The sequence below is a fragment of the Rhodococcus sp. Q1 genome (assembly GCF_004153645.1).
GTDB lineage: Bacteria > Actinomycetota > Actinomycetes > Mycobacteriales > Mycobacteriaceae > Rhodococcus > Rhodococcus gordoniae.
Genome location: NZ_SDMJ01000009.1, coordinates 63,331 through 83,628, shown reverse-complemented (window position 1 = coordinate 83,628; position 20,298 = coordinate 63,331). Strand labels below are relative to the sequence as shown.

14 protein-coding genes and 1 pseudogene are annotated in these 20,298 nt (G+C 65.5%); 2 read left to right on the top strand and 13 right to left on the bottom strand.

Annotated elements, in window-relative coordinates:
• Window positions 1-4 precede the first annotated feature (4 nt).
• The gene (locus EQ874_RS20410) at window positions 5-850 is read left to right on the top strand and encodes a F510_1955 family glycosylhydrolase (RefSeq protein ID WP_129977950.1); all 846 of its coding nucleotides are present in this window, start codon (window positions 5-7) and stop codon (window positions 848-850) included.
• 294 nt (window positions 851-1,144) lie between these two features.
• Here the strand turns inward: EQ874_RS20410 and EQ874_RS20405 are convergent, their stop codons facing one another.
• The 7 genes and pseudogenes from EQ874_RS20405 to EQ874_RS20370 all read right to left on the bottom strand — a co-directional run bounded on the left by EQ874_RS20405 (window position 1,145) and on the right by EQ874_RS20370 (window position 10,380).
• Window positions 1,145-2,644 carry an NAD(P)/FAD-dependent oxidoreductase gene (locus tag EQ874_RS20405; protein ID WP_129977949.1) on the bottom strand — a complete coding sequence of 500 codons (1,500 nt, stop codon included), beginning with the start codon at window positions 2,642-2,644 and terminating at the stop codon, window positions 1,145-1,147.
• Between the two features lie 271 nt (window positions 2,645-2,915).
• Window positions 2,916-3,602: a GntR family transcriptional regulator gene (locus EQ874_RS20400; protein ID WP_041804383.1), complete on the bottom strand. Its 687-nt coding sequence runs from the start codon at window positions 3,600-3,602 to the stop codon at window positions 2,916-2,918.
• Window positions 3,603-3,851: 249 nt separating this feature from the next.
• Window positions 3,852-5,180 (bottom strand): MFS transporter, encoded by a 1,329-nt coding sequence (locus EQ874_RS20395; RefSeq protein WP_165369294.1) that lies wholly within the window; start codon window positions 5,178-5,180, stop codon window positions 3,852-3,854.
• 399 nt (window positions 5,181-5,579) lie between these two features.
• Window positions 5,580-5,726, bottom strand: a pseudogene (locus tag EQ874_RS23255) (3-oxoacyl-ACP reductase); the annotation flags it as partial.
• A 523-nt stretch (window positions 5,727-6,249) separates the two neighbouring features.
• Window positions 6,250-7,362: an NDMA-dependent alcohol dehydrogenase gene (locus tag EQ874_RS20380; RefSeq protein WP_016934781.1), complete on the bottom strand. Its 1,113-nt coding sequence runs from the start codon at window positions 7,360-7,362 to the stop codon at window positions 6,250-6,252.
• A gap of 35 nt (window positions 7,363-7,397) precedes the next feature.
• Window positions 7,398-8,897 (bottom strand): aldehyde dehydrogenase family protein, encoded by a 1,500-nt coding sequence (locus EQ874_RS20375; protein ID WP_106201874.1) that lies wholly within the window; start codon window positions 8,895-8,897, stop codon window positions 7,398-7,400.
• Between the two features lie 97 nt (window positions 8,898-8,994).
• Complete coding sequence (locus tag EQ874_RS20370; protein ID WP_242496839.1) at window positions 8,995-10,380, bottom strand: helix-turn-helix domain-containing protein; 1,386 nt, start codon at window positions 10,378-10,380, stop codon at window positions 8,995-8,997.
• Window positions 10,381-11,397: 1,017 nt separating this feature from the next.
• Here EQ874_RS20370 and EQ874_RS20365 point away from each other — a divergent pair.
• The gene (locus EQ874_RS20365; RefSeq protein ID WP_064063696.1) at window positions 11,398-11,970 is read left to right on the top strand and encodes a peroxidase-related enzyme; all 573 of its coding nucleotides are present in this window, start codon (window positions 11,398-11,400) and stop codon (window positions 11,968-11,970) included.
• 522 nt (window positions 11,971-12,492) lie between these two features.
• Here the strand turns inward: EQ874_RS20365 and EQ874_RS20360 are convergent.
• The 6 genes from EQ874_RS20360 to kdpF are packed head-to-tail and all read right to left on the bottom strand — an operon-like array spanning window position 12,493 to window position 20,273.
• Window positions 12,493-13,173 carry a response regulator gene (locus EQ874_RS20360; protein WP_129977947.1) on the bottom strand — a complete coding sequence of 227 codons (681 nt, stop codon included), beginning with the start codon at window positions 13,171-13,173 and terminating at the stop codon, window positions 12,493-12,495.
• Entirely contained in the window at window positions 13,170-15,701 is a 2,532-nt protein-coding gene (locus tag EQ874_RS20355) for a sensor histidine kinase KdpD (protein ID WP_242496838.1), read from the bottom strand. The genes EQ874_RS20360 and EQ874_RS20355 overlap by 4 nt, the downstream gene beginning before the upstream one ends.
• 7 nt (window positions 15,702-15,708) lie before the next feature.
• Window positions 15,709-16,368: a potassium-transporting ATPase subunit C gene (locus EQ874_RS20350; protein ID WP_129977945.1), complete on the bottom strand. Its 660-nt coding sequence runs from the start codon at window positions 16,366-16,368 to the stop codon at window positions 15,709-15,711.
• A gap of 5 nt (window positions 16,369-16,373) precedes the next feature.
• Window positions 16,374-18,470 carry a potassium-transporting ATPase subunit KdpB gene (gene kdpB / locus EQ874_RS20345; protein WP_064063695.1) on the bottom strand — a complete coding sequence of 699 codons (2,097 nt, stop codon included), beginning with the start codon at window positions 18,468-18,470 and terminating at the stop codon, window positions 16,374-16,376.
• Window positions 18,467-20,167: a potassium-transporting ATPase subunit KdpA gene (kdpA, locus tag EQ874_RS20340; RefSeq protein WP_129977944.1), complete on the bottom strand. Its 1,701-nt coding sequence runs from the start codon at window positions 20,165-20,167 to the stop codon at window positions 18,467-18,469. Before kdpA ends, kdpB begins: the two co-directional genes overlap by 4 nt.
• 7 nt (window positions 20,168-20,174) lie before the next feature.
• Window positions 20,175-20,273: a K(+)-transporting ATPase subunit F gene (gene kdpF / locus EQ874_RS20335; RefSeq protein WP_129977943.1), complete on the bottom strand. Its 99-nt coding sequence runs from the start codon at window positions 20,271-20,273 to the stop codon at window positions 20,175-20,177.
• Window positions 20,274-20,298: the final 25 nt, after the last annotated feature.

Here is a 20,298-nt window from a genome sequence, read left to right as displayed (position 1 = left end):
CTCCATGTGGACATCGTTCGCGCGCCCCTACCGGGGTGCGCTCACCGCCGTCGCCGCTCTGACCGTGCTCGTCGGATGCTCGACTCAGCAGCCCGCTACGACACCGACACGATCGGGGACTGTTCCGGTGTCGGAGGTGCCCGCGGTGACGTTGACCCCCGCCCTCGACCACCTGCACGGGCTGCACCGTGGGGCCGACGGCACGATCCTGGCCGGCACCCACACCGGTCTGGTCACCCTCGGCGTCGACGGGCGCACCACCCGGATCGGTACCTCCGACGACGACTTCATGGGACTGACCGGGGTGCCGGGCACCGATCGACTCTTCGCCTCCGGACATCCCGGACCATCGAGTTCCGCTCCGAACCCGCTCGGACTGATCGACAGCACCGACGGAGGTCGCACCTGGACACCGAAATCCCTTGTCGGAGAAGTGGACTTCCACGCTCTGGCCACCGACGGGAAGGTGCTCGTCGGTTTCGACGGCACCACCGGACTGCTGGTGTCCACCGACGCCGGCGTCACCTGGAGTTCCGGAGCCCCTCTGGCCGCCGCAGCCCTGGCCGTCACCGACGATGGCGTCTGGGCGGCCACCGCCGACGGGTTGCAGCACAGTTCGGATTCCGCCCGCACTTTCACCGCCGTTCCCGATGCGCCGAGACTGATGCTGCTCTCTGCCGCCGGCGACGGATCCCTATGGGGTGTCGACACCGAAGGTGTCGCCTGGCGCAGCGACACCGGCCGAACATGGGAACAGAAAGCAGTGGTCGGTCCGGTCGAAGCGTTGCTGGCCGTCGATGTCGACACCGCCTACGCCGCCACCGCGCAACAGCTCTTCACCCTCGAATGACTTCCGGGTCGGGTCCGGACGAAGGTTCACCGCGGACGGCGCACCGGGCATGCCGAGGGATGCCGTCATCAGCAGCCCTCGGTCTCGGCGGGCGCTCCGTGCCCGTGGGCATTTCCTGCAACGAGCAGGCCGCGCTCGAGTGCCTGTATCCGGCCACTCGTGCTCCGGGCCCGACCGGCAACGGCCGCGGGTACCTCGAGGTCGATCAGTGGTGTCCGGCCGCCGCGGTCCGACCGGTCGGTGAGACCGCATGGACAGTCTGTTGCGGGCAGCTCGTGAGCAAGGAAGGTGAGGTCAGTTTCCGGCTGCGGAGCCGTTCTCATCCCTCTGGCGACCGGGCTCGGCTTGTTCGATGCCGTCGCTGCCCCCTGTGGACGCCCGGATCGATGTGTAGTTGTGGAGATCGAATGCGCGGGTGTGCAACCGGTAGCGCCAGGTGGCTCCCGGCCACAGGGAGCGGTTGATTCCTTCACGGTCGAGATACCAACTGCGGCAGCCGCCTCGGGTCCAGGTCGTTGCAGCCGAGTCGTGGTGGATGCGTGTGGTGGATCGGTGTTGTGCTTGTTCACGTACGACGAGTGCATCGGCACCGGTGCGGTCGGTTTCATCGAGTGCGGCAGCGACGTAACGGAGTTGGCTTTCGAGCATGAAGAGCACCGAGGTGTGTCCCACTCCGGTGTTCGGTCCTCCGAGAATGAACGCGTTGGGTATACCGGCCACGGTGGTGCCCAAGTGCGCTGTGACACCGTCACGAGCCCAGACCTCTTGCAGGCTGACCCCGTTTCGGCCGTGGATGGGCAATCGCATCAAAGCGGCGGAGACGTGGAATCCGGTGGCGTGGACGAGCACGTCGATCTCGTGCCGCCGGCCGTCTGCGGTGCGGACGGCGTCTGCTGCGAGTTCTGTGAGGGGTGACGTCACGAGGGTGGTGGTGGGGTGGCACAGGGCGGGGTAGAGCGTGTCGGAGAAGATGATGCGTTTGCAGCCGATCCGGTACGAGGGCGTCAGCGCTCGACGCAGGACGGGGTCGGCTATCTGGGCGTGGAGGTGACGCAGAGCCCGCGCCTCGAGGGCGGCGCGGCGACGTTTCGAGCCGGTCAGGGCGGGGAGGAGTGTCTCGTTGCGCCAATATTCGACGGTCCGGCGTGCACGGTAGGGCAGCGGCACCCGGGTACGCGCTCGGGGCAGGACCCAGGCGGGGGTGCGTTGAAACACCGTGACCCGGCCGGCGTGGTCGATGAGGGCGGGGACGAGTTGGGCGGCACTGGCGCCGGTGCCGATGACACCGACGCGGGCGCCACGCAGGTCGAGGTCGTGGTTCCAGCGGGCGGTGTGCAGGACCGGACCGGCGAAGGAGCCGGGGAGGCGCGGGATGCGCGGGACGTTCAGTGCGCCGGTCGCCAGGACGAGGAAGCGGGCGCGGTGGAGTGTTCCGGAGCGGGTGTGGACGTGCCACCGCGCGTCGGTGTCGTTCCAGTGGCAGTCGGTGACCTCGGTGTCGTAGTCGACGCGCGCGGATCGGTGTATCCGGTCTGCGAGGAGTCGGCTGTGGCGGAGTATCTGGTGATGATCGGCCCGTCCGCTGATCCAGCCGGGGAGTCGCGTGAACGAGTAGGAGTACAGGGCGGGGTGGATATCGCACTCGCAACCGGGATAGGTGTTCTCGAGCCAGGTGCCACCGGGGCCGCTGCTGCGTTCGAGGACGTGGACTGTCCGTCCGCGGCGGGTGAGGTAGTGGGCGGCGCCGAGTCCGGCAAGGCCGCCACCGATGATGAGTACTTCGGTGTCGATCACTTGAACAGTGTTCAAGATTAGTGTTGATCAGTCAAAATCGGGTGTCTTTCGACCGGAGTCCACTACGTTCCGGCCCCGCTGGACGGCTACGGTCCGATCCGAGGGATTCGGTGATCGTGTTCGGGGTGCATGCGAGCCCGGGCCGGCGGGTCGAAGGTGCCGATCCAACGGAATACCTGGTCGAAGTATCGAATCGGTTGCCGCCCGGTCCTGCCTCTTCAGGCCCCGGAGCGCACCGGTCGGCCGTGTCGAGCTGCGGCTTACCGCATTTCTACTGGTGGATGGAGGGGGTGAACTCGATCATGTCTCGGCCGACCGCCGCTGCCGGGGCGTTCTCTGCGATGTGACCGCGTAGCGTTCTTGCGAACTCGGCTGCGTTGCCCGCTCGGAGGTGTTCGACGAGTGTGACATGTTCGGCGATGATGTCGGCGCAGCGCGTCAGCAAATGCTCACCCGATGCGAAGAGCACGAACCGGTGCCGGTCGGAAAGCTGGTCGTAGAGCTCGAGCAGGACGCTGTTGCCTCCTGCCTCCACGAACCCGCGGTGGAACCGGAGTGTGAGGTCGATGAATCGACGAACGTCCTTGCCGGCGAAGGCAGCGCGTTGCTCGTCGATGGAATGTTCGAGGCGTTCTGCCAGGCGCTGACGCAATTCACCGGAGGCTCGATCCACCGCCGTCGTCTCGAGGACGAACCGGGCGTCGGCGAGTTCTGCGACGGTCCGCTCGCTCATTCCCTGCACCAAGGCACCACGTTTGGGGTAGATGGAGATCCACCCCTCGTCCTGAAGGCGCGCAAGTGCGACACGCACAGGTGTACGGCTCACCCCGAGATCGGCCGCCAGCGTGTTCTCACCGAGCATGGTGCCGGGGGCGTGGGTGCCGTCGAGGATGTGATCGCGGATCACCTGATAGGCACGCTCGGAGGCACTGGGGCTCTCGTTCGGGCCGGCGGTCATCGTCGTCTCCTCGTCCTCGTCCTCGACTCGAATCCGAGACGGATTCATCTGGGACTGTCGAGCGTAGCGATCGGAACCATCCGACTCGGCGATGCATGTGCTGGGAACGGATTCCACGGAGGCCGCGCTCGCGAGGCCGGTAGGGCAGCGCAGATCATGTGCGTGGTGTTCTTCTGATGCCGCTTCCTCGCCCGGGCTCGATGCCCAGCGAAGGTGTGCGGATGGTTGCCGCTCTGTGGGGAAGGAGGTTCACCGCTCTGCACCTTCGAGGTGGTGGTCGTCCGGGGCGGATGGTGTTGCTCGGCCGGGCCACGTCATCAGCGGCACCGCTCTGACCGCGAATGCCAGAGTGATGAGCAGAACTGCGGTAGCCATGAGGTTGATCCACAGGAAGCCGCCTGCCGCCAACACTGTGCCGGCCATGGCAGCCATCAGTGCTCCGCCCAGGTTCATCGCGGAGTCGGAGACGCCCTGCAGCGTGACCTTCGCATGGTGCGGCACCGAAGCCGTCAGCAACGCCGAGCCGCCGATGAGAAACATCGACCATCCCACGCCGAGGAGCAGTAGCGCGGTGGTCAACAACGGCATCGATGACACCGGGGCCAGGGCGTCGACGACGCCGAGCGTGATCGTCGCGATGAAGACGGCGACCCCGGACGCGATCACGGTTCCCGGCCCCCAGCGGTCGGACATCCATCCGAAGATCGGTGAGAGCGCGTACATCCCGGCAATGTGAATGCTCACTACGAGACCGATGGCTCCGAGGTCGAATTCCTGGTGATGCATGTGCACCGGTGTCATCACCATCACGTTCGTCATCATCATCTGACCGGTGACGATCGTGACGATCGCAAACAGCGGAATCGGCTGAACCACAACGAAACGCAGTGCATCCATGAGGCCGAGCGGCGGTGTATCGACGGTCGTGTCGCCGACTGCAGCACCGTCGTGGGCTCCGTCGTCGTCCTCGACGGTCCGGTTCGACTGCATGGTGCTTGCACGGGGCGCGCTCGTCAGGGTCGATGCGACCAGAGCTGCAAGGGCGAAGGCGGCCATCGAGATCAGGTAGGGCCCTGCCAGCGGGTGCATTCCGAGCGCTTCGCCCAGATGTGCGCCGGGGCCGGTGAAGTTCGGACCCAGCACGGACCCGATGGTCGTTGCCCATACCACCAGGGACATCGCCCGTCCGGTCGCCGCAGGACCGGCGACGTCGACAGCGGCGTACCGCGCCTGCAGCCCGGCTGCAGTCGCCGATCCGCACATCATCATTCCCAGCATGAACAGTGGCAGGAACCCCATCGCCACGCCCGCGAGCACAACCGAGGCGCCGAGGGTGCCGATCCCGAACCCCAGGGTCAGGGCTTTGCGTCGTCCGGTACGTGCCGCGAGCGCCGCCAAAGGGTAGGCGATCAACCCGGCACCGAGGATGACGCTCATCTGCGCGAATCCGGCCATCGCGGTCCGCCCCGTGATCTGTTCGGCGAGCAGGCCACCGACGGCGTAGCCGGATGCGATTCCGGCTCCGGAGAACAACTGCGCGGTGATCAGCTTGACTTGCGTCACCCCGTGGGGAGGCATCGGCACTGCGTGGTCCTTTCGGGTGCTCGCTGAGGCGGCATGGTTGCCGGAGTGACGTGCTGGGGCGCACGGACCTCTCGAGGTCTTTATGCGTAGTGTCGTTCTCTCTGCGAGAGCAACTGTGTGCGTGGAGAATCGATCGCTCGCAACTCCGTCGGGTTCGCGACGCTGCGCTCGTGGCAGGGAGGCGCGACATGCTTACGAATGGTCGTCCTGTGTGTCGTTCGGTAGGTCCTGGAGTCCCGCGTTCCTCCACCAGGCAAGAATACATCTTGGATACAAGAAGGCAACGCCGCCTCTTGTTCCGGCAGGTGCGTCGCAGACGCCCGTCACGGACCGGGTCCCCTGTCCCGATTGCGCACGACGGTGCTTCGACCCGGGATGCGAGGAAGAGTGTCGGTACGATGCGCGCCCACCGCTCGCGTCGTACACGGCACCGGTGGAGAAGCTCGGACCGTTCGACGACAGCCAGGCGATCAGCTCGGCGACTTCGTCGGGTCGGTCCATACGTCCCATCGGCGCCAGGCTTCGGGAACGGGCGAGGATTGTCAGCGCTACCAGAAAGATGATTACCCCGAATTCTGGCCGTGTGAGCCGGGTACTGTCCTGGGATGGACAAGCCGGCCCCGGCCTCTGCGCAGATTCGGGTGTCAGTGAAATGTCGGAGAAGGTGCACGTGGCGATCGGCCGGTGTCCGGCGCGGGCAGCTCGCGCGTTGGTCGTTCTCCGTGAGGTAGATCAGGCAACACGACCCTCGCCGGACGAAGCGCACTGTGTGGGAATCGGCTTCGATGTCGACGAATCTCGGTGTGAGCCTGCACCCCCATCGGTTGCCCGGCCACACCACGCGCTCGATCGTCGAGACCCTCAGTCACACTCACGGGCTTGCGAAGGCGGCCGTCGAGTATCGGGCGTACTGGAAGTAATCGGCCGCGAAGACAACCTGACTCCCGTCATGGGGCGAAATGAGCACGGTTGCTGCGAAGATACCTCCGCCCCGGCCTGCCGGTGAGATCACCGGTGTGCCGGGGCAGAGGGTCCCGCACGTGCGTGCGGGTGGGCAGGTCCGCTACCGCTCGTGCACGATGACGCCGCGAATGTTCCTGCCGGCGCGCAGATCCTCGTACCCCTTGTTGACTTCTTCGAGTGAGTAGCGTGTCGTGACGAGTTCGTCGAGCTTCAACTCGCCCTGGTCGTACATACGCAGCAGTCGGACGATGTCGTATTGCGGGTTGGCCGACCCGAACAGCGTCCCCTTGATTGTCTTCTCGTTCAGCGTCAGATCGGCGCCGGACACGTGCACGGTCAGTTTGGTCGGATCGGCCAAGCCGGTAATGACGACGGTGCCGCCCTTACCGATCACGGCGGTCGCAGCCGCGACCACCTCTTCGTCGACCGTACCTACCAGGATCAGCGCCTGGTCCGCGCCTTGGCCCCAGCTCAGCTCGTTCACCTTCGCTGCGGCTTCCTCTGCAGTGGCGAAGGCATGGGTGGCCCCGAATTTCAGCGCGGTTTCCCGTTTGAAGGGGAGTGGATCGACCACGACCACGTACCGTGCTCCGGCTTGCACCGCACCTTGCACCGCGTTGATACCGAGACCGCCGATGCCGTAGACGACAACGATGTCACCGGCCCGGACACCGCCGGCGTACACAGCGGTCCCCCATCCCGAGGGGACGCCGCAGCCGACGAGAACCGCGGTCTCGAGGGGCAGCCAGTCGTCCACCTTGACGACCGAGTGCTGAGATATCGTGGCCCGCTCCGAAAATGTCCCGAGCATGCACATGGCGCCGAATTCCAGCTCACCGGAGCGGAATCTGAAGCTTCCATCGGGCATCGATCCCTCCAGGATCGTGGCGCCCATATCGCACAGGTTCTGTCGGCCGGTGGCGCAGTATCGGCAGGTCCCGCAGTTGGGGATGAAACTGCACACCACGTGATCGCCGGGCTTGACCTTCGTGACACCGGGTCCGACTTCCTCGATGATGCCCGAGCCCTCGTGGCCGCCGACGATGGGATAGCGCGGCGGGAGGTCGCCGTCGGTCAGGTGCAGATCGGAATGGCACAGTCCCGCCGCGGTGTACTTGATGAGTACCTCGCCGGGCCCGGGGCCGTCCAGGTCGAGTTCCATGATCTCGAAGGGCTTTCCGGCCTCGAGTAGAACAGCAGCCTTGGTCTTCATATGTGCTCTCCTGTTGAGTGCGGGGTACGGGGATGTCAGAGCGCGACGTTGACGGCTTTGGTCTGGGTGTAGAGGTCGATGGCGGCCCCACCGAGTTCGCGACCCCAGCCGGACTGCTTGTAGCCACCGAACGGCATGGCCGTATCGAAGCCGTTGTACTGGTTGATCCATACCGATCCGGCCTTCAGAAGACGCGCGGTGCGGTGTGCCTTCGAGATGTCACGGGTCCAGATGCCGGCAGCCAAGCCGTAGATCGAGCTGTTGGCGGCGGTGACGATACCGTCATCGGCATCGAACGGCATCGCGGCGACGACCGGCCCGAAGATCTCCTCCCGCACGACGCTGAACTCCGGCTTCACGTCGACCAAGACGGTGGGCTCGACGAAGTATCCGGTCTCGCCCCAGCGCCGACCACCTGTCAGGGCCCGCGCGCCGTCCGCGAGCCCGTCGCGCAGGTAGCCGGTGACCCGGTCGAGTTGTTCCTGCGACACGAGCGGACCGAGTTCGGTCGTGGGGTCGAGACCCGGACCGATCTTGACTTTGCTCGCGGCCTCGGCGACTGCTTGGGTGAAACGTTCGAAGATGGTGTTCTCGACGTACAGGCGGGTGCCGGCGACGCAGCACTGGCCGTGGTTGAATAGCCATGCGTTGAGTGAGCCTTGCACGGCTGCATCGAAATCGGCGTCGGCGAAGACGATATTCGGGCTCTTACCGCCGAGTTCGAGGGTGACCTTCTTGAGGTTGCCTCGGGCCGCGTCGACGATCTTCTTTCCGACCTCGGTGGAGCCTGTGAAGGCGATTTTGTCGACGTCTTCGTGCGCTGACAGCGCGGCCCCTGCGTCACCGAAGCCGGGTACCACGTTGACCACGCCGGGCGGGAATCCTGCCTCCTCGAAGATTTCGGCGAGCATCAGTGCGGTCAGCGGTGTCTGTTCGGCGGGTTTGAGGATTACAGTGTTGCCGGCTGCGAGAGCGGGTGCGAGCTTCCACGACGCCATCAGCAGGGGAAAGTTCCACGGTACGATCAGCCCGCAGACTCCGACCGGCTCCCTCAGCGTGTAAGCGTGAAACTGACCGCCCGGCGCGAACGGCATGGAGACGTTGACCGTACTGCCCTCGATCTTGGTGGCCCAGCCGGCGTAGTACCGGAAGACGTCGGCTGCCCACGCGGTGTCGACAGCCGATGCGATCGCAGCGGATTTTCCGTTGTCGAGAGCCTCGAGCTGGCCGAAATCGGCAGCTCGCTCGGTGAGCAGATCGCCGACCCGCCAGATGAGACGCTCACGTTCGTTCGGCTTCATCGAGGCCCACGGTCCCTCGTCGAATGCGCGGCGTGCGGCCCGGACGGCGCGGTCGATGTCGGCGGCTTCACCGTGGGCGACGTCGGCGAGATGCTCGCCGGTGGCGGGATCGTACGTGACGAACGTGCGACCGGATGCTGCATCGACGAAACGGCCGTCGATGTACAGCAATTTGGTACCGGCGAGGAAATCACGAACTTTCGCTGAAACCGACTGCTCGGCAACACCTGTCATGCCACAACCTCCTGGGGGTGATGCATATGATGTGGAACACGTTCATCGTGCCTCCCGAAGAGGTGGCGGAACTGTTCAAGCATTGGACAGCAATCGGTCACATCTTGATGTCGAGAGCCCGGATCCGGCTGTACAGCGTTGTGCGGCTGATGCCGAGGAGGGCGGACGCATGCACCTTGTTACCGCCGCTTTCCTGCAATGCTTCGATGATCGCTTCCCGCTCGGCGCGTTCGCGGCCGCCCAGACGAGCCACCCGAGCAGGTGCACGATACGGTTCGGGCAGGTCCTCGACCCGGATCATCGCGCCTTCCTTGTCGGAAATGGCGCTGAGGACTGCGCGCAGTTCGACGAGATTGCCCGGCCACGTGTGTTCCGACAGTGCTGCCAATGCACTGGGCCCCAAACGAATCTCCGAACGTCCGAGCTCGGTCGAAAGCGCAGCGACGAGCGCCGGAAGTTCACGGATCCGCTGTCGTAGAGCCGGCACCGTCACGTGCGCGCCGCAACGGGCGAACAGCTCCCGGGCGGCGGGGCGGACGGTGTCGGCGGGATCGGCGGTGAACACGAATCTCGGTCCGTCAACGCGTGAAGCGAGAGACGCCAGCAGCGCGAGGATGGAATCAGGGGCAAGGTCGACGTGTTCGATCAGGACGTGCTCGGGTCCTGTCTCGACGTGCTCGAGCAGCCTCGCAGACCACTTACTCTCGCCTTCGGCCACCACGTGGGCGGCGTCGATGGCCCACATCGGATCCGCCGCACACTCTCGTGCAGCCCAACTCCGCCCGCTTCCTGCCTCGCCGAAAATCACAATCGAGCCGGTACTGGAACGCAATTCGGCCAGGCGGGATCTCAACCGAGAGGTCGCGTCCTGCAACGTAGCCCGCCGACGTACGGGCGCTCGGGTCTCGTCGACATCGAGAAGGAACAGTGCACCGCTTTCGGTGCCGGCCACACGACTGATGCGAAGCTCGGTGTATCCACCGCTGGAGAGCGCGAAGTCGAGTGTGCGCGACTCTCCGGGCGGCACGTCCTCCACAAGTGCGCGCAGCGCCACATGATCACCCGGTTCGAGTAGTTCGACGGCGGCCTTGTTGGTGAGCATGACGTCTTGTCCCATGGCCGCCACGGCCACGCCGCGTTGGCGGGCTGCGATCTGGAATGCGTCGACCACGCGGCGATCCGACTCGCGTGCCCCCTCGAGCAGACGTGCCTCGATGTCCCGGACGGCTCGTGCGAGGAAAGGCACGAAGAGGGGATTGGCCGTCTTCTCGGTCGAAGTGATGTCGAGGATGCCTTCGATTCTGCGCGTGACCGGATGCACGATCGGGTGACCGTAACAACTGAATTGCCTGAACGGTTCGAGGAAATGCTCGTCGCCGTGAACGATGAGGCCTTGACGTACTTCGAGTGGGGTGCCCAGCGCGTTCGTGCCATATGTCTCTTCGGACAGTGCGACGCCTGGTAGTACCCCGACATCCTCCATTGCGGATCTCATGGCGTCCGAGTCGAACATCCGCGAGACGACGCAGCAGTTACGGTCGACGAGGAGGATCCCACATTCCGTACCTGCCAGTTGTACCCGGAGGTCGTCGAGCACCGGTCGGGCGGCCCGTAACAACCGCCCAGCCGAATCCGACGGGTCGAGAAGAGTGGGCTCGGGCACTCGTGCCGGATCGATACCGCTGAGCTGCGAGCGCTTCCAGGACAGTTCGATCTCCGGGCGCAAGGTGTGCATCGCCCTTCTCCTTCCAGTTGCCTCCGGCCGACCGGTTCTGGTGACAGCGCGAGGTACCGAGTCTGCAAATCCTGCTGATTACCGTCACCGGGAGTCCGCCGACCGGACGTCCGGACCGACAGATGTGTGGTCGAATCGGTCGGCGTCGCCCATTCGTCATCGCGTGTCCTCTCCGCGCTCCGGTCCGATGCAGAAGGAAGCGGCCCACGCCGACCCCTCCAACGTACCCACACAGATGTGATGCAGGTAATAGTGGTCGACCCCAGGTTTCGGCAACTGTCCGGATTCTGAACAGTTGAAGCGAACGGTGCGGGGAACGGTGGCCATGTCGGTGCCCCACTCGCCGAGGAGGGGGAAGGCGCACCGACCGCCGCGAACGCGGTGCGTTCGTTCACGTTGCGGGCCGAGGTGTCCGGCAAGTGGAGCGCCGGACGTTCGGGATCAACTGGGTGATGATTCCGAATCGATCTTGGATCGCGTTTCGCCGGTATCACATTCGTTGAACGAGAGAGGTCTTCGGTGCCTGGCTGAGCGGACACACAAACCTGGATCTCGCGGGAGAGCTGCTGCACGGCCGGTCTTCGTGATTCCTACCCGGGTTCGGGTGCGCCGACCCGCCGCTTCCTTCCGCGCAGTTGCCAGGGTGGGCCATGTCGATCCGCGCGTAGTGCCGTCGTGGTTCAGGGTCGGGGTGATGTCCACGCCTGCCCGGATTGCGAAAGTCGACACTTGAAAGTTCGGTTAATTATGATTAACTTTCTGGCTATGAGTGAACGCTACCCGCTCCCCGAACTCGCGGATCTGCCCGAGGACATCGTCGAGCGCATCCTCGAGGTACAGGACAAGTCGGGGTTCGTGCCGAACGTGTTCCTGGCTTTCGCGCGTCGTCCCGCCGAGTGGCGAGCGTTCTTCGCGTATCACGACGCGATCATGCTGCGCGAGGAGTCGGGACTGACGAAGGGTGATCGGGAGATGATCGTGACGACCATCTCCGCTGCGAACAAATGTCTGTACTGCGTCGTCGCACACGGAGCGATTCTCCGCGTCTACGAGAAGAAACCGACTGTCGCCGAGCAGGTCGCAACGAATTATCTCCTCGCCGACATCACGCCACGTCAACGTGCGATGCTCGATTTCGCTACCAAGGTCAACGCGCGTTCGCACGAGATCTGCGATGACGACTTCGAAGCCCTGCACGCACACGGCCTCACCGATGAGGATGCATGGGACATCACGGCGATCACCGCGTTCTTCGGGTTGAGTAACCGCATGGCGAGCGTGACGGGGATGATGCCCAACGTCGAGTTCTACACGATGGGACGCACACCTCGGGCTTGACGGGCACGCCCGTCGAGGAAGTCCTCGGTTTCGAACTCGGTTCCATGGCAGAAACCGCGCCGACGCGTTGTGTAGGGCCCCTGTCGTATTACTTTGGATGCGAAGGCATTCGGCGCCTCTTTCGAAGAGGGTCCTTTCGATTTCACGGATGCGTGGTGCCAGTGCCGAGTGCGATGCCCGGCCCCGCTCGCTGAGAAGTACCCGCACCTTGCGGCGACCATGGGGGCATCGCACAGACTATTCGAGACCGCGACCGGGAGCACGACCACCCCCCCACACACGGGGTTGTCGGTGTAGGGACCGACGTAGGAGCAGGTGACATCCTGCCCTGCCCTGCGTACCGCTCGACTCTGGGCCGAGGAGTTGTGGCTGCGCCGCTTCGCACTCGGTAGCGGGATGAGAAAGGTCGAGATCAAGGTATATCCCGCACGGCACGTCGCGGCTCCGTCCTTCCAGCAGGACCTGCTCGCCCCCGCGATCGAGGAAAGTGTGGACGAACGCCCAGCAGTGTGGTTACTACGTTCACGGCTCGAAACGGTATCCGCGTCCGGGTTCGGTAAGCAGATAGCGTGGGTGGGCGGGGTCCGGTTCGAGCTTGTGGCGCAGTTGAGCGAGATAGACGCGTAGGTAATGGGTTTGAGTGAGGTAGGACGGTCCCCACAATTCGCTCAGCAGTTCGCGGTGGCTGACGAGTGTGCCGCGGTGAGCGACCAGGATTTCGAGCAGTCCCCATTCGGTGGGGGTGAGGTGGACGTCGGTACCGTCCCGGGTGACTTTCTTCGCCGCCAGGTCGACGGTGAAGGCGTCGGTTTCCACCACGGGGGTGGAAGGAGCCGGGGAGGCGCTGGCCCGTCGGGCGGCAGCTCGGATCCGGGCGAGAAACTCTTCCATCCCGAAAGGCTTGGTGACGTAGTCGTCGGCTCCGGTATCGAGGGCGGCGACCTTGTCGGCGGCGTCGGTACGGGCGGAGAGGACGATGACCGGGGCAGAGCACCAACCGTGGAGACCCGCAAGGACTTCGATGCCGTCGAGATCGGGCAGACCCAGGTCGAGCACGATCACGTCGGGTTGTTGGTGTGCGGCGGCACGAAGAGCGGTATGTCCGTCGGCAGCAGTGTGCACTTCGTATCCGCGGGCAGCGAGGTTGATGCGTAACGCGCGAAGGAGTTGGGGGTCGTCGTCGACGACGAGGATGCGGGTCACGGGCGGACCTCGACCGGTGCGGCGGCGAGGTCGACGACCATGGTGGTGCCGCCGCCGGGCGTGTCGGTGGTAGTGAGATTTCCACCCATGACCTCGACGAATCCGCGGGCGACGGTCAGACCGAGTCCGGCGCCGCCGGTGGCACGGTGATCTCCTGCCCGGGGAAAGGTATCGGTGTCCTTGTGGTGAAGGCCGGGGCCGGTGTCGGCGATGGTGAGGACCGTGCGGCCGTCGGAGGTGATGGATTCGACGCGGATCGGGCCGGTGGGGGCATAGCGCAGTGCGTTGTCGAGAAGGTTGGCCACGACCCGTTCGAGCAGTGCGCCGTCTGCAGCGACCGTGGTCTCACCGACGTCGATGTGAATGCGTTCACGGATTGTGCGGGAGAGCTCCGACTCTCCGTTCGTCAGGGTGAGGAGGGCTCGATGGATCACCTCGTCGAGGTAGACCGGAGTCACCACGGGAGTGATGACTCCGGCTGCGAGCCGGGACGAGTCGAGCAGGTTCGATACCAGAGCGGTGAGCTGATCGGTGGATTCCTCGATGGTCGCGAGCAGTTCCGCGGTGTCCTCGGGGGAGAACTCGATATCGGTGCTGCGCAGGCTGGAGGCCGAGGCTTTGATGGCAGCCAACGGGGTTCGCAGATCGTGGCTCACCGCAGAGAGCAACAGTCGCCGTAGACGATCGGTTTCGGCCAGAGACGACGCATGGGAGGCTTCTGCGGCGAGTTCTTGCTGCCGTACCAGTGCGGCGGCCTGTCCGGCCACAGCGGTGAGAATCCGCCGGTCACGCGCACGCAGTTGTGGTCCGGCGAGTAGGAGAGCATAGGCGCTGTCGTCGACCTCGCAGGCGGTGTCGGCGGCGTGCAGGGACATCGGTGGTGCCGCCCCGGCCGTCCCCAGCACCTGGGGTGAATTACGGTCACTGCGAAGGAGACTGACACCGTCCTGGGCGTACGTTTCCCGGACCTTCTCGAGTAACTGGGGAAGATCGGCACCCCGCAGCACGGCGCCGGCGAACGAGGCGAGCAACTCGGCTTCCTGGGAAGCGAGCCGGGCCTCGCGCGCCCGGGCGGAGGCGGCGTCGACCAATGCGGCGACGGCCACCGCAACGACGAGAAGGACAACGGTGGTGACGAAATTGTCCGGCTCGGCGATGGTGAAGCTGTAACGCGGCTCGGTGAAGAAGAAATTGAGCAGCAGTCCCGACAGCAGGGCCGCAACGATGGCCGGGCCGACGCCACCGAACAGTGCGACGACGAGGATGACCACGAAGAACAACGCGTTCTGGCCGGCCACTCCGGACAGTCGGTCCAGTCCGGCCATCAGGGCGGTGGCGACAAGGGGGATGAGGACCGCTGCGATCCAGGACTGCAGACGGTGGTCGTGGCGGCCCAGCAGTGCCATCTTCGGTGCGCGGCTCGTGTGTTCGTGGGTGACCATGTGCACGTCGATCCTGCCCGAGTCGCGCACGACCGCCGAGCTGATCCCCTCGTCGAGGATGCGTGCCCATCGCGAGCGGCGGGATGTACCGATCACCAGCTGGGTGGCGTTCACCTCGCGTGCGAAGTCGAGCAGTGTGGTGGGTACGTCGTCGCCGACGACGCTGTGCACGCTCGCTCCCACACTCTCTGCCACGGTTCGGACCTTCGTCATTTGTGGCGCCGAAACACCGGTCAGTCCGTCGCCGCGTACGACGTGCACGACCATCAGTTCGGCGCCGGCCCGGCCGGCGATTCGGCTGGCGCGCCGGACCAGTGTTTCGGATTCGGGTCCGCCGGTGACGGCCGCGACGACCCGTTCGCGGGCCTCCCAGGTGGCGGTGATGGCATGGTCGCCGCGGTACTTGGCCAGAGCGACGTCGACCTGGTCTGCGAGCCAGAGCAGGGCGATTTCGCGCAGGGCGGTCAGGTTGCCCTCGCGGAAGTAGTTGCGCAGGGCGGCATCGATCTTCTCGGCGGCATACACGTTGCCGTGTGCGAGGCGTCGCTGGAGCGCCTGGGGGGTGATGTCGACCAGTTCGACCTGCTCGGCGCGGCGCACCACATCGTCGGGGACGGTCTCGCGCTGGACCACACCGGTGATCTGCTCGACGACGTCGTTGAGGGATTCGAGGTGCTGGATGTTCACGGTGGACAGTACGTCGATGCCTGCGTCGAGCAATTCTTCGACGTCCTGCCATCGCTTCGGGTGACGGCTGCCCGGAGCATTGGTGTGGGCGAGCTCGTCGACCAGGGCGACCGCAGGCCGGCGGGCGAGTACGGCATCGAGGTCGAGCTCTTCGAATTCCGTGCCGCGATAGGTGCGTCGCCGCGGAGGGACGATTTCGAGACCGGCCAGCTGCTCGGCGGTGCGAGCCCGGCCGTGGGTGTCCACGATCGCCACCACCACATCGGTGCCTCGGACCAGTCGCCGATGCGCTTCACCGAGCATCGCGAACGTCTTGCCCGCGCCGGGGGCGGCTCCGAGATAGATTCGCAGCCGTCCCCGCCGCAGCGGTCGCGATGTGTTGGGCGCAGTACTGGTCACGATGCCATCATCCACCCGAGGAAACCTGGTCGCAGTCGGGTGCAGTCAGTCCCAGGGCGACGTTCAACTCGGGTACGTTGACTCGTTCGACCCCGAGAAATCCGAGTTGTCGGCCCTCGGTGTGCGCGGCGACGAGGTCGCGGACCTGTTCTTCGGCCAGGCCGGTGACTCGCGCTACCCGGGGCACTTGCAAGGCCGCATAGCCAGGGGAGATGTGCGGATCGATGCCGGATCCGGAGCCCGTGACCGCGTCGACCGGTATCGAGTGCGGTGTCACGTTCTCCCGCGCTGCGATCACCGCGCGTCGTTCCTCGACGAAGCGGGCGAGGATCTCACTGCTCGGGCCCTGGTTCGACGGGAGCGCAGCGGCCGGGTCGCCCGGGGCGAAGGCGTCATCGGCGGCGACGGATCCCACCGTCCGAAGGTGGAAGAAGGGATCCGGCTCGCCCGCGGGGACCTGTGGGTCCACTCCGATCAGCGTGCTGCCGACCACGCACCCGTTCGCATCCGTCAGGGGCGACCCCTCGGCGCTGACGGATCCCAGTCGTCCGAGTGCCCATACTGCGGCCGGGTAGGCCACGCCCACGATCACGCTCAGAGCGACGAGCATCAGCAGTCCCACCCGAGCCGCTCGCACTACGCCTGTGATGAAGCCGAACGATCGCATCACGATCACCCCATTCCCGGAACAAGACGCACCACGAGATCGATCGACCAGATCCCGACGAACGGCGTGATCACCCCGCCGAGACCGTAGATCAGCAGATTGCGGCTGAGCAGCGATGACGCGCTCGCCGGTCGGTAGCGCACCCCCTTCAGGGCAAGAGGGATCAGCGCCACGATCACCAACGCATTGAAGATCACCGCCGAGAGGATCGCGGATTGCGGTGTGGCAAGACCCATGATGTTCAGCCCTGCCAGTTGCGGATAGATCCCGCTGAAGAGGGCCGGCAGGATCGCGAAGTACTTGGCCAGGTCGTTGGCCAGCGAGAAAGTGGTCAGGGCCCCGCGCGTGATGAGCAACTGTTTGCCGATCTCCACGACCTCGATCAACTTCGTCGGGTCGGAGTCGAGATCGACCATGTTCCCGGCTTCCTTGGCTGCCGAGGTTCCGGTATTCATCGCTACCCCCACATCTGCCTGAGCGAGGGCCGGTGCGTCGTTGGTCCCGTCGCCGGTCATCGCGACGAGGCGACCACCGTGCTGCTCCGCTCGGATCAATGCCAGCTTGTCCTCCGGCGTGGCTTCGGCGAGAAAGTCGTCGACCCCGGCCTCGGACGCGATGGCCTTGGCGGTGAGAGGGTTGTCGCCGGTGATCATCACCGTGCGGATGCCCATTGCCCGCAGTTGGGCGAACCGCTGTGCCATGCCGGGTTTGACCACGTCGGTCAATTCGATGACGCCGAGTACCGATGCGCTGCGATCATCGGCTCGGGCGATCACCAGCGGAGTCCCGCCGTCACGGGCGATTCTGTCGACGACGACGGTCACCTCCGGCGGTGTCGACCCACCGTGCTCGTCCACCCAGCGGATGAGGGCGTCGGCGGCGCCTTTGCGGATGCGGACGGGGCTCCCGGCGTCACCGGTCATGTCGAGCCCGCTCATCCGGGTGTGCGCCGTGAATGCGACGAACTCCGCGGACCCCTCGTTGCCGGACGGACTCGGATCGAGGTGGTACCGCTCGGCACACAGTTCGACGATGCTGCGACCCTCGGGTGTGCCGTCGGCCAGACTCGACAGTCGCGCGGCCGAAGCGGCTTCGACGTCCGTGACGCCGGGGGCGGGGTGCAATGCGGTGGCGCGACGGTTGCCGTAGGTGATGGTGCCGGTCTTGTCCAGCAACAGCGTGTCGATGTCCCCGGCGGCTTCGACAGCACGGCCGGACTTGGCCAGGACGTTGCGTTGGACGAGCCGGTCCATCCCGGCGATGCCGATCGCGGACAACAGCGCGCCGATGGTGGTGGGGATCAAGCACACCAGCAGTGCGACCAGTTCGACCGGTCCTTGCTCGACCCCGGCGTACGCACTCATCGGCCCGATCGCGACGACCGCGAGCAAGAACACGATCGTCAACGCGGCGAGCAGGATGTTCAGGGCGATCTCGTTGGGGGTCTTCTGCCGGGCGGCGCCTTCGACGAGAGCGATCATCCGGTCCACGAATGTCTGTCCGGGTGCGGCGGTGATCCGCACGACGATGCGGTCGGAGAGCACGGTGGTACCACCGGTGACCGCGCACCGGTCCCCACCGGATTCCCGGATCACCGGTGCGGATTCCCCGGTGATCGCCGATTCGTCGACTGTGGCGATACCGTCGATCACATCCCCGTCACCGGGAATCGTCTGCCCGCTCTCCACGACGACGAGATCACCCACGTGCAGTTCGGTGGTCGAGACGGATTCCTCGGTACCGCGACCGGTGAGGCGGCGAGCGATGGTGTCCTGCTTGACTTTTCGTAGGCTCGCTGCTTGTGCCTTGCCGCGCCCTTCGGCGACCGACTCGGCGAGGTTGGCGAACAGCACGGTGAACCACAGCCACGCCGCGATCGACCAGGCGAACAGGCTGCCTTCGGCCGCGGCCGCAGCGGTGGCCACCACCGAACCGACCAGTACGACGAACATGACCGGATTGCGCGCCACATGTCGGGGGTCGAGCTTGCGTATCGCGCCGGGCAACGACGTCACCAGCTCGCGGGTGGTGAACACCCCGCTGCCGACACGGTGTGGCCGGGTGGAGGCGGTCTCCCGCTCCGGACGAACATCTACAGTCACTGCAGTGCCTCTGCGATCGGGCCCAGGGCGAGGGCGGGGAAGAAGGTCAAGGCCGCGACAAGCACCGTCGTGCCGGTGAGCAGACCGGCGAATGCGACGCCGGCGGTGGGAAGGGTCCCCGAACCGGACGGGACGCGTCGCTGTGTGGCGAACGACCCGGCCAGGGCGAGGACGAACAGGATCGGCAGGAACCGCCCGAACAGCATGCACATCCCGAGGGAGGATTGAAGCCAGTCGCTCGTCGCGGTGAGGCCACCGAAGGCGCTGCCGTTGTTGTTCGACGCGGACGCGTAGGCATAGAGCACCTCGGTGAAGCCGTGGATCGCGCCGGGTGTGCCCGGGTCACCCGAGTTGCCGAGGTATCCGGTCGTGGACGAGAGGATCACTGTGATCCCGGTGCCGGTGAGCACCAGCGCAGGCATTACCAGCACCGCCAGCGCGGCCAGGGTGATTTCTCGTCTGCGTAGCTTCTTGCCGAGGAACTCGGGGGTACGGCCCACGAGCAGACCGCCGACGAACACGGCGATGACCGACAGGACGAGGATGCCGTACAAGCCGGTTCCCACTCCACCCGGCGCGATCTCGCCGAGCAGCATGTTCAGCAGCACGGCACCGCCGCCGAGCGGGGACATGCTGTCGTGCGCGGAGTTCACCGCGCCCGTGCTCGTTCCTGTGGTCGTCACGGCGAACAGCACCGAACCGGGAATCCCGAAGCGCACCTCCTTGCCCTCCATCATCGCGCCGGCGGCATTCGCAGCCACGCCGCGAGTGCCGGATTCGGCCGCCATCGTCACTGCCAGCACGGTGGTGTAGAGCAGGGCCATCACGGCAAGGACAGTCAGGCCTTGTCGGCGGTTGCCGATCATCGTGCCGAAGGTGCGGGTCAATGCGACCGGAATCAGAAGGATCGCGAGAATCTCGACGATGTTGCTGATCGGGGTGGGGTTTTCGAACGGGTGTGCAGAGTTGGCGGCGAGGATGCCACCGCCGTTGGTGCCCAGTTCCTTGATGGCCTCCTGCGAAGCGACCGGCGCCAGTGCTGTGGTGACCGTGTTCCCGTCCAGGCCGGTGGCGGTGAACCCACTGCGATACGACTGGATTACTCCCTGGGACAACAGGATCAGTGCGATGACGAACGCCAGCGGCAGCAGGATCCGCACGGTCCCACGGGTCAGGTCCACCCAGAAGTTGCCGATCTCACCGCCACCTCCGACACGCACCAGGCCGCGAATCAACGCAACCGCCACGGCCATACCGACGGCTGCGGACACGAAATTCTGTACCGCGAGACCGACAGATTGGGTCATCGGGCTCATCGTCGTCTCGGGAACGTAGGACTGCCAGTTGGTGTTGGTGACGAAGGAGACGGCGGTATTGAATGCGACTGCCGGACTCACCGCTCCCAGACCGTGGTCGAGCGGCAGGACACCTTGAAGGCGCTGCAGCGCGTAGAGGAAGAGCGCACTCGCCAGCGAGAAGCCGAGCACGCTCGCGGCGTATCCGTACCAGGTCTGTTCGGCGCGGGGATCGATCCGGCACAGTCGGTACATCAGGGACTCGACTCGAAAGTCCTTCCATCGCAGGGCGAGATCGGTCGTGTAGACCCTCGCTATATAGTCACCGAGCGGAACATAGGTCAAAGCCAGGACTGCGACGACCAAAGCGATCTGCAGTCCCGCGGCCACAGCAGGATTCATCGGACCGTCAGAACCTCTCCGGATCGAGCAGTGCGCTCAGCAGGTACACCACCAGTGCCGCCGCAAGCACGACGAGCACGACGCTCGCCACACCCGTCCAGGTCATCTCTCACCGCGCACGTACAGAGCCC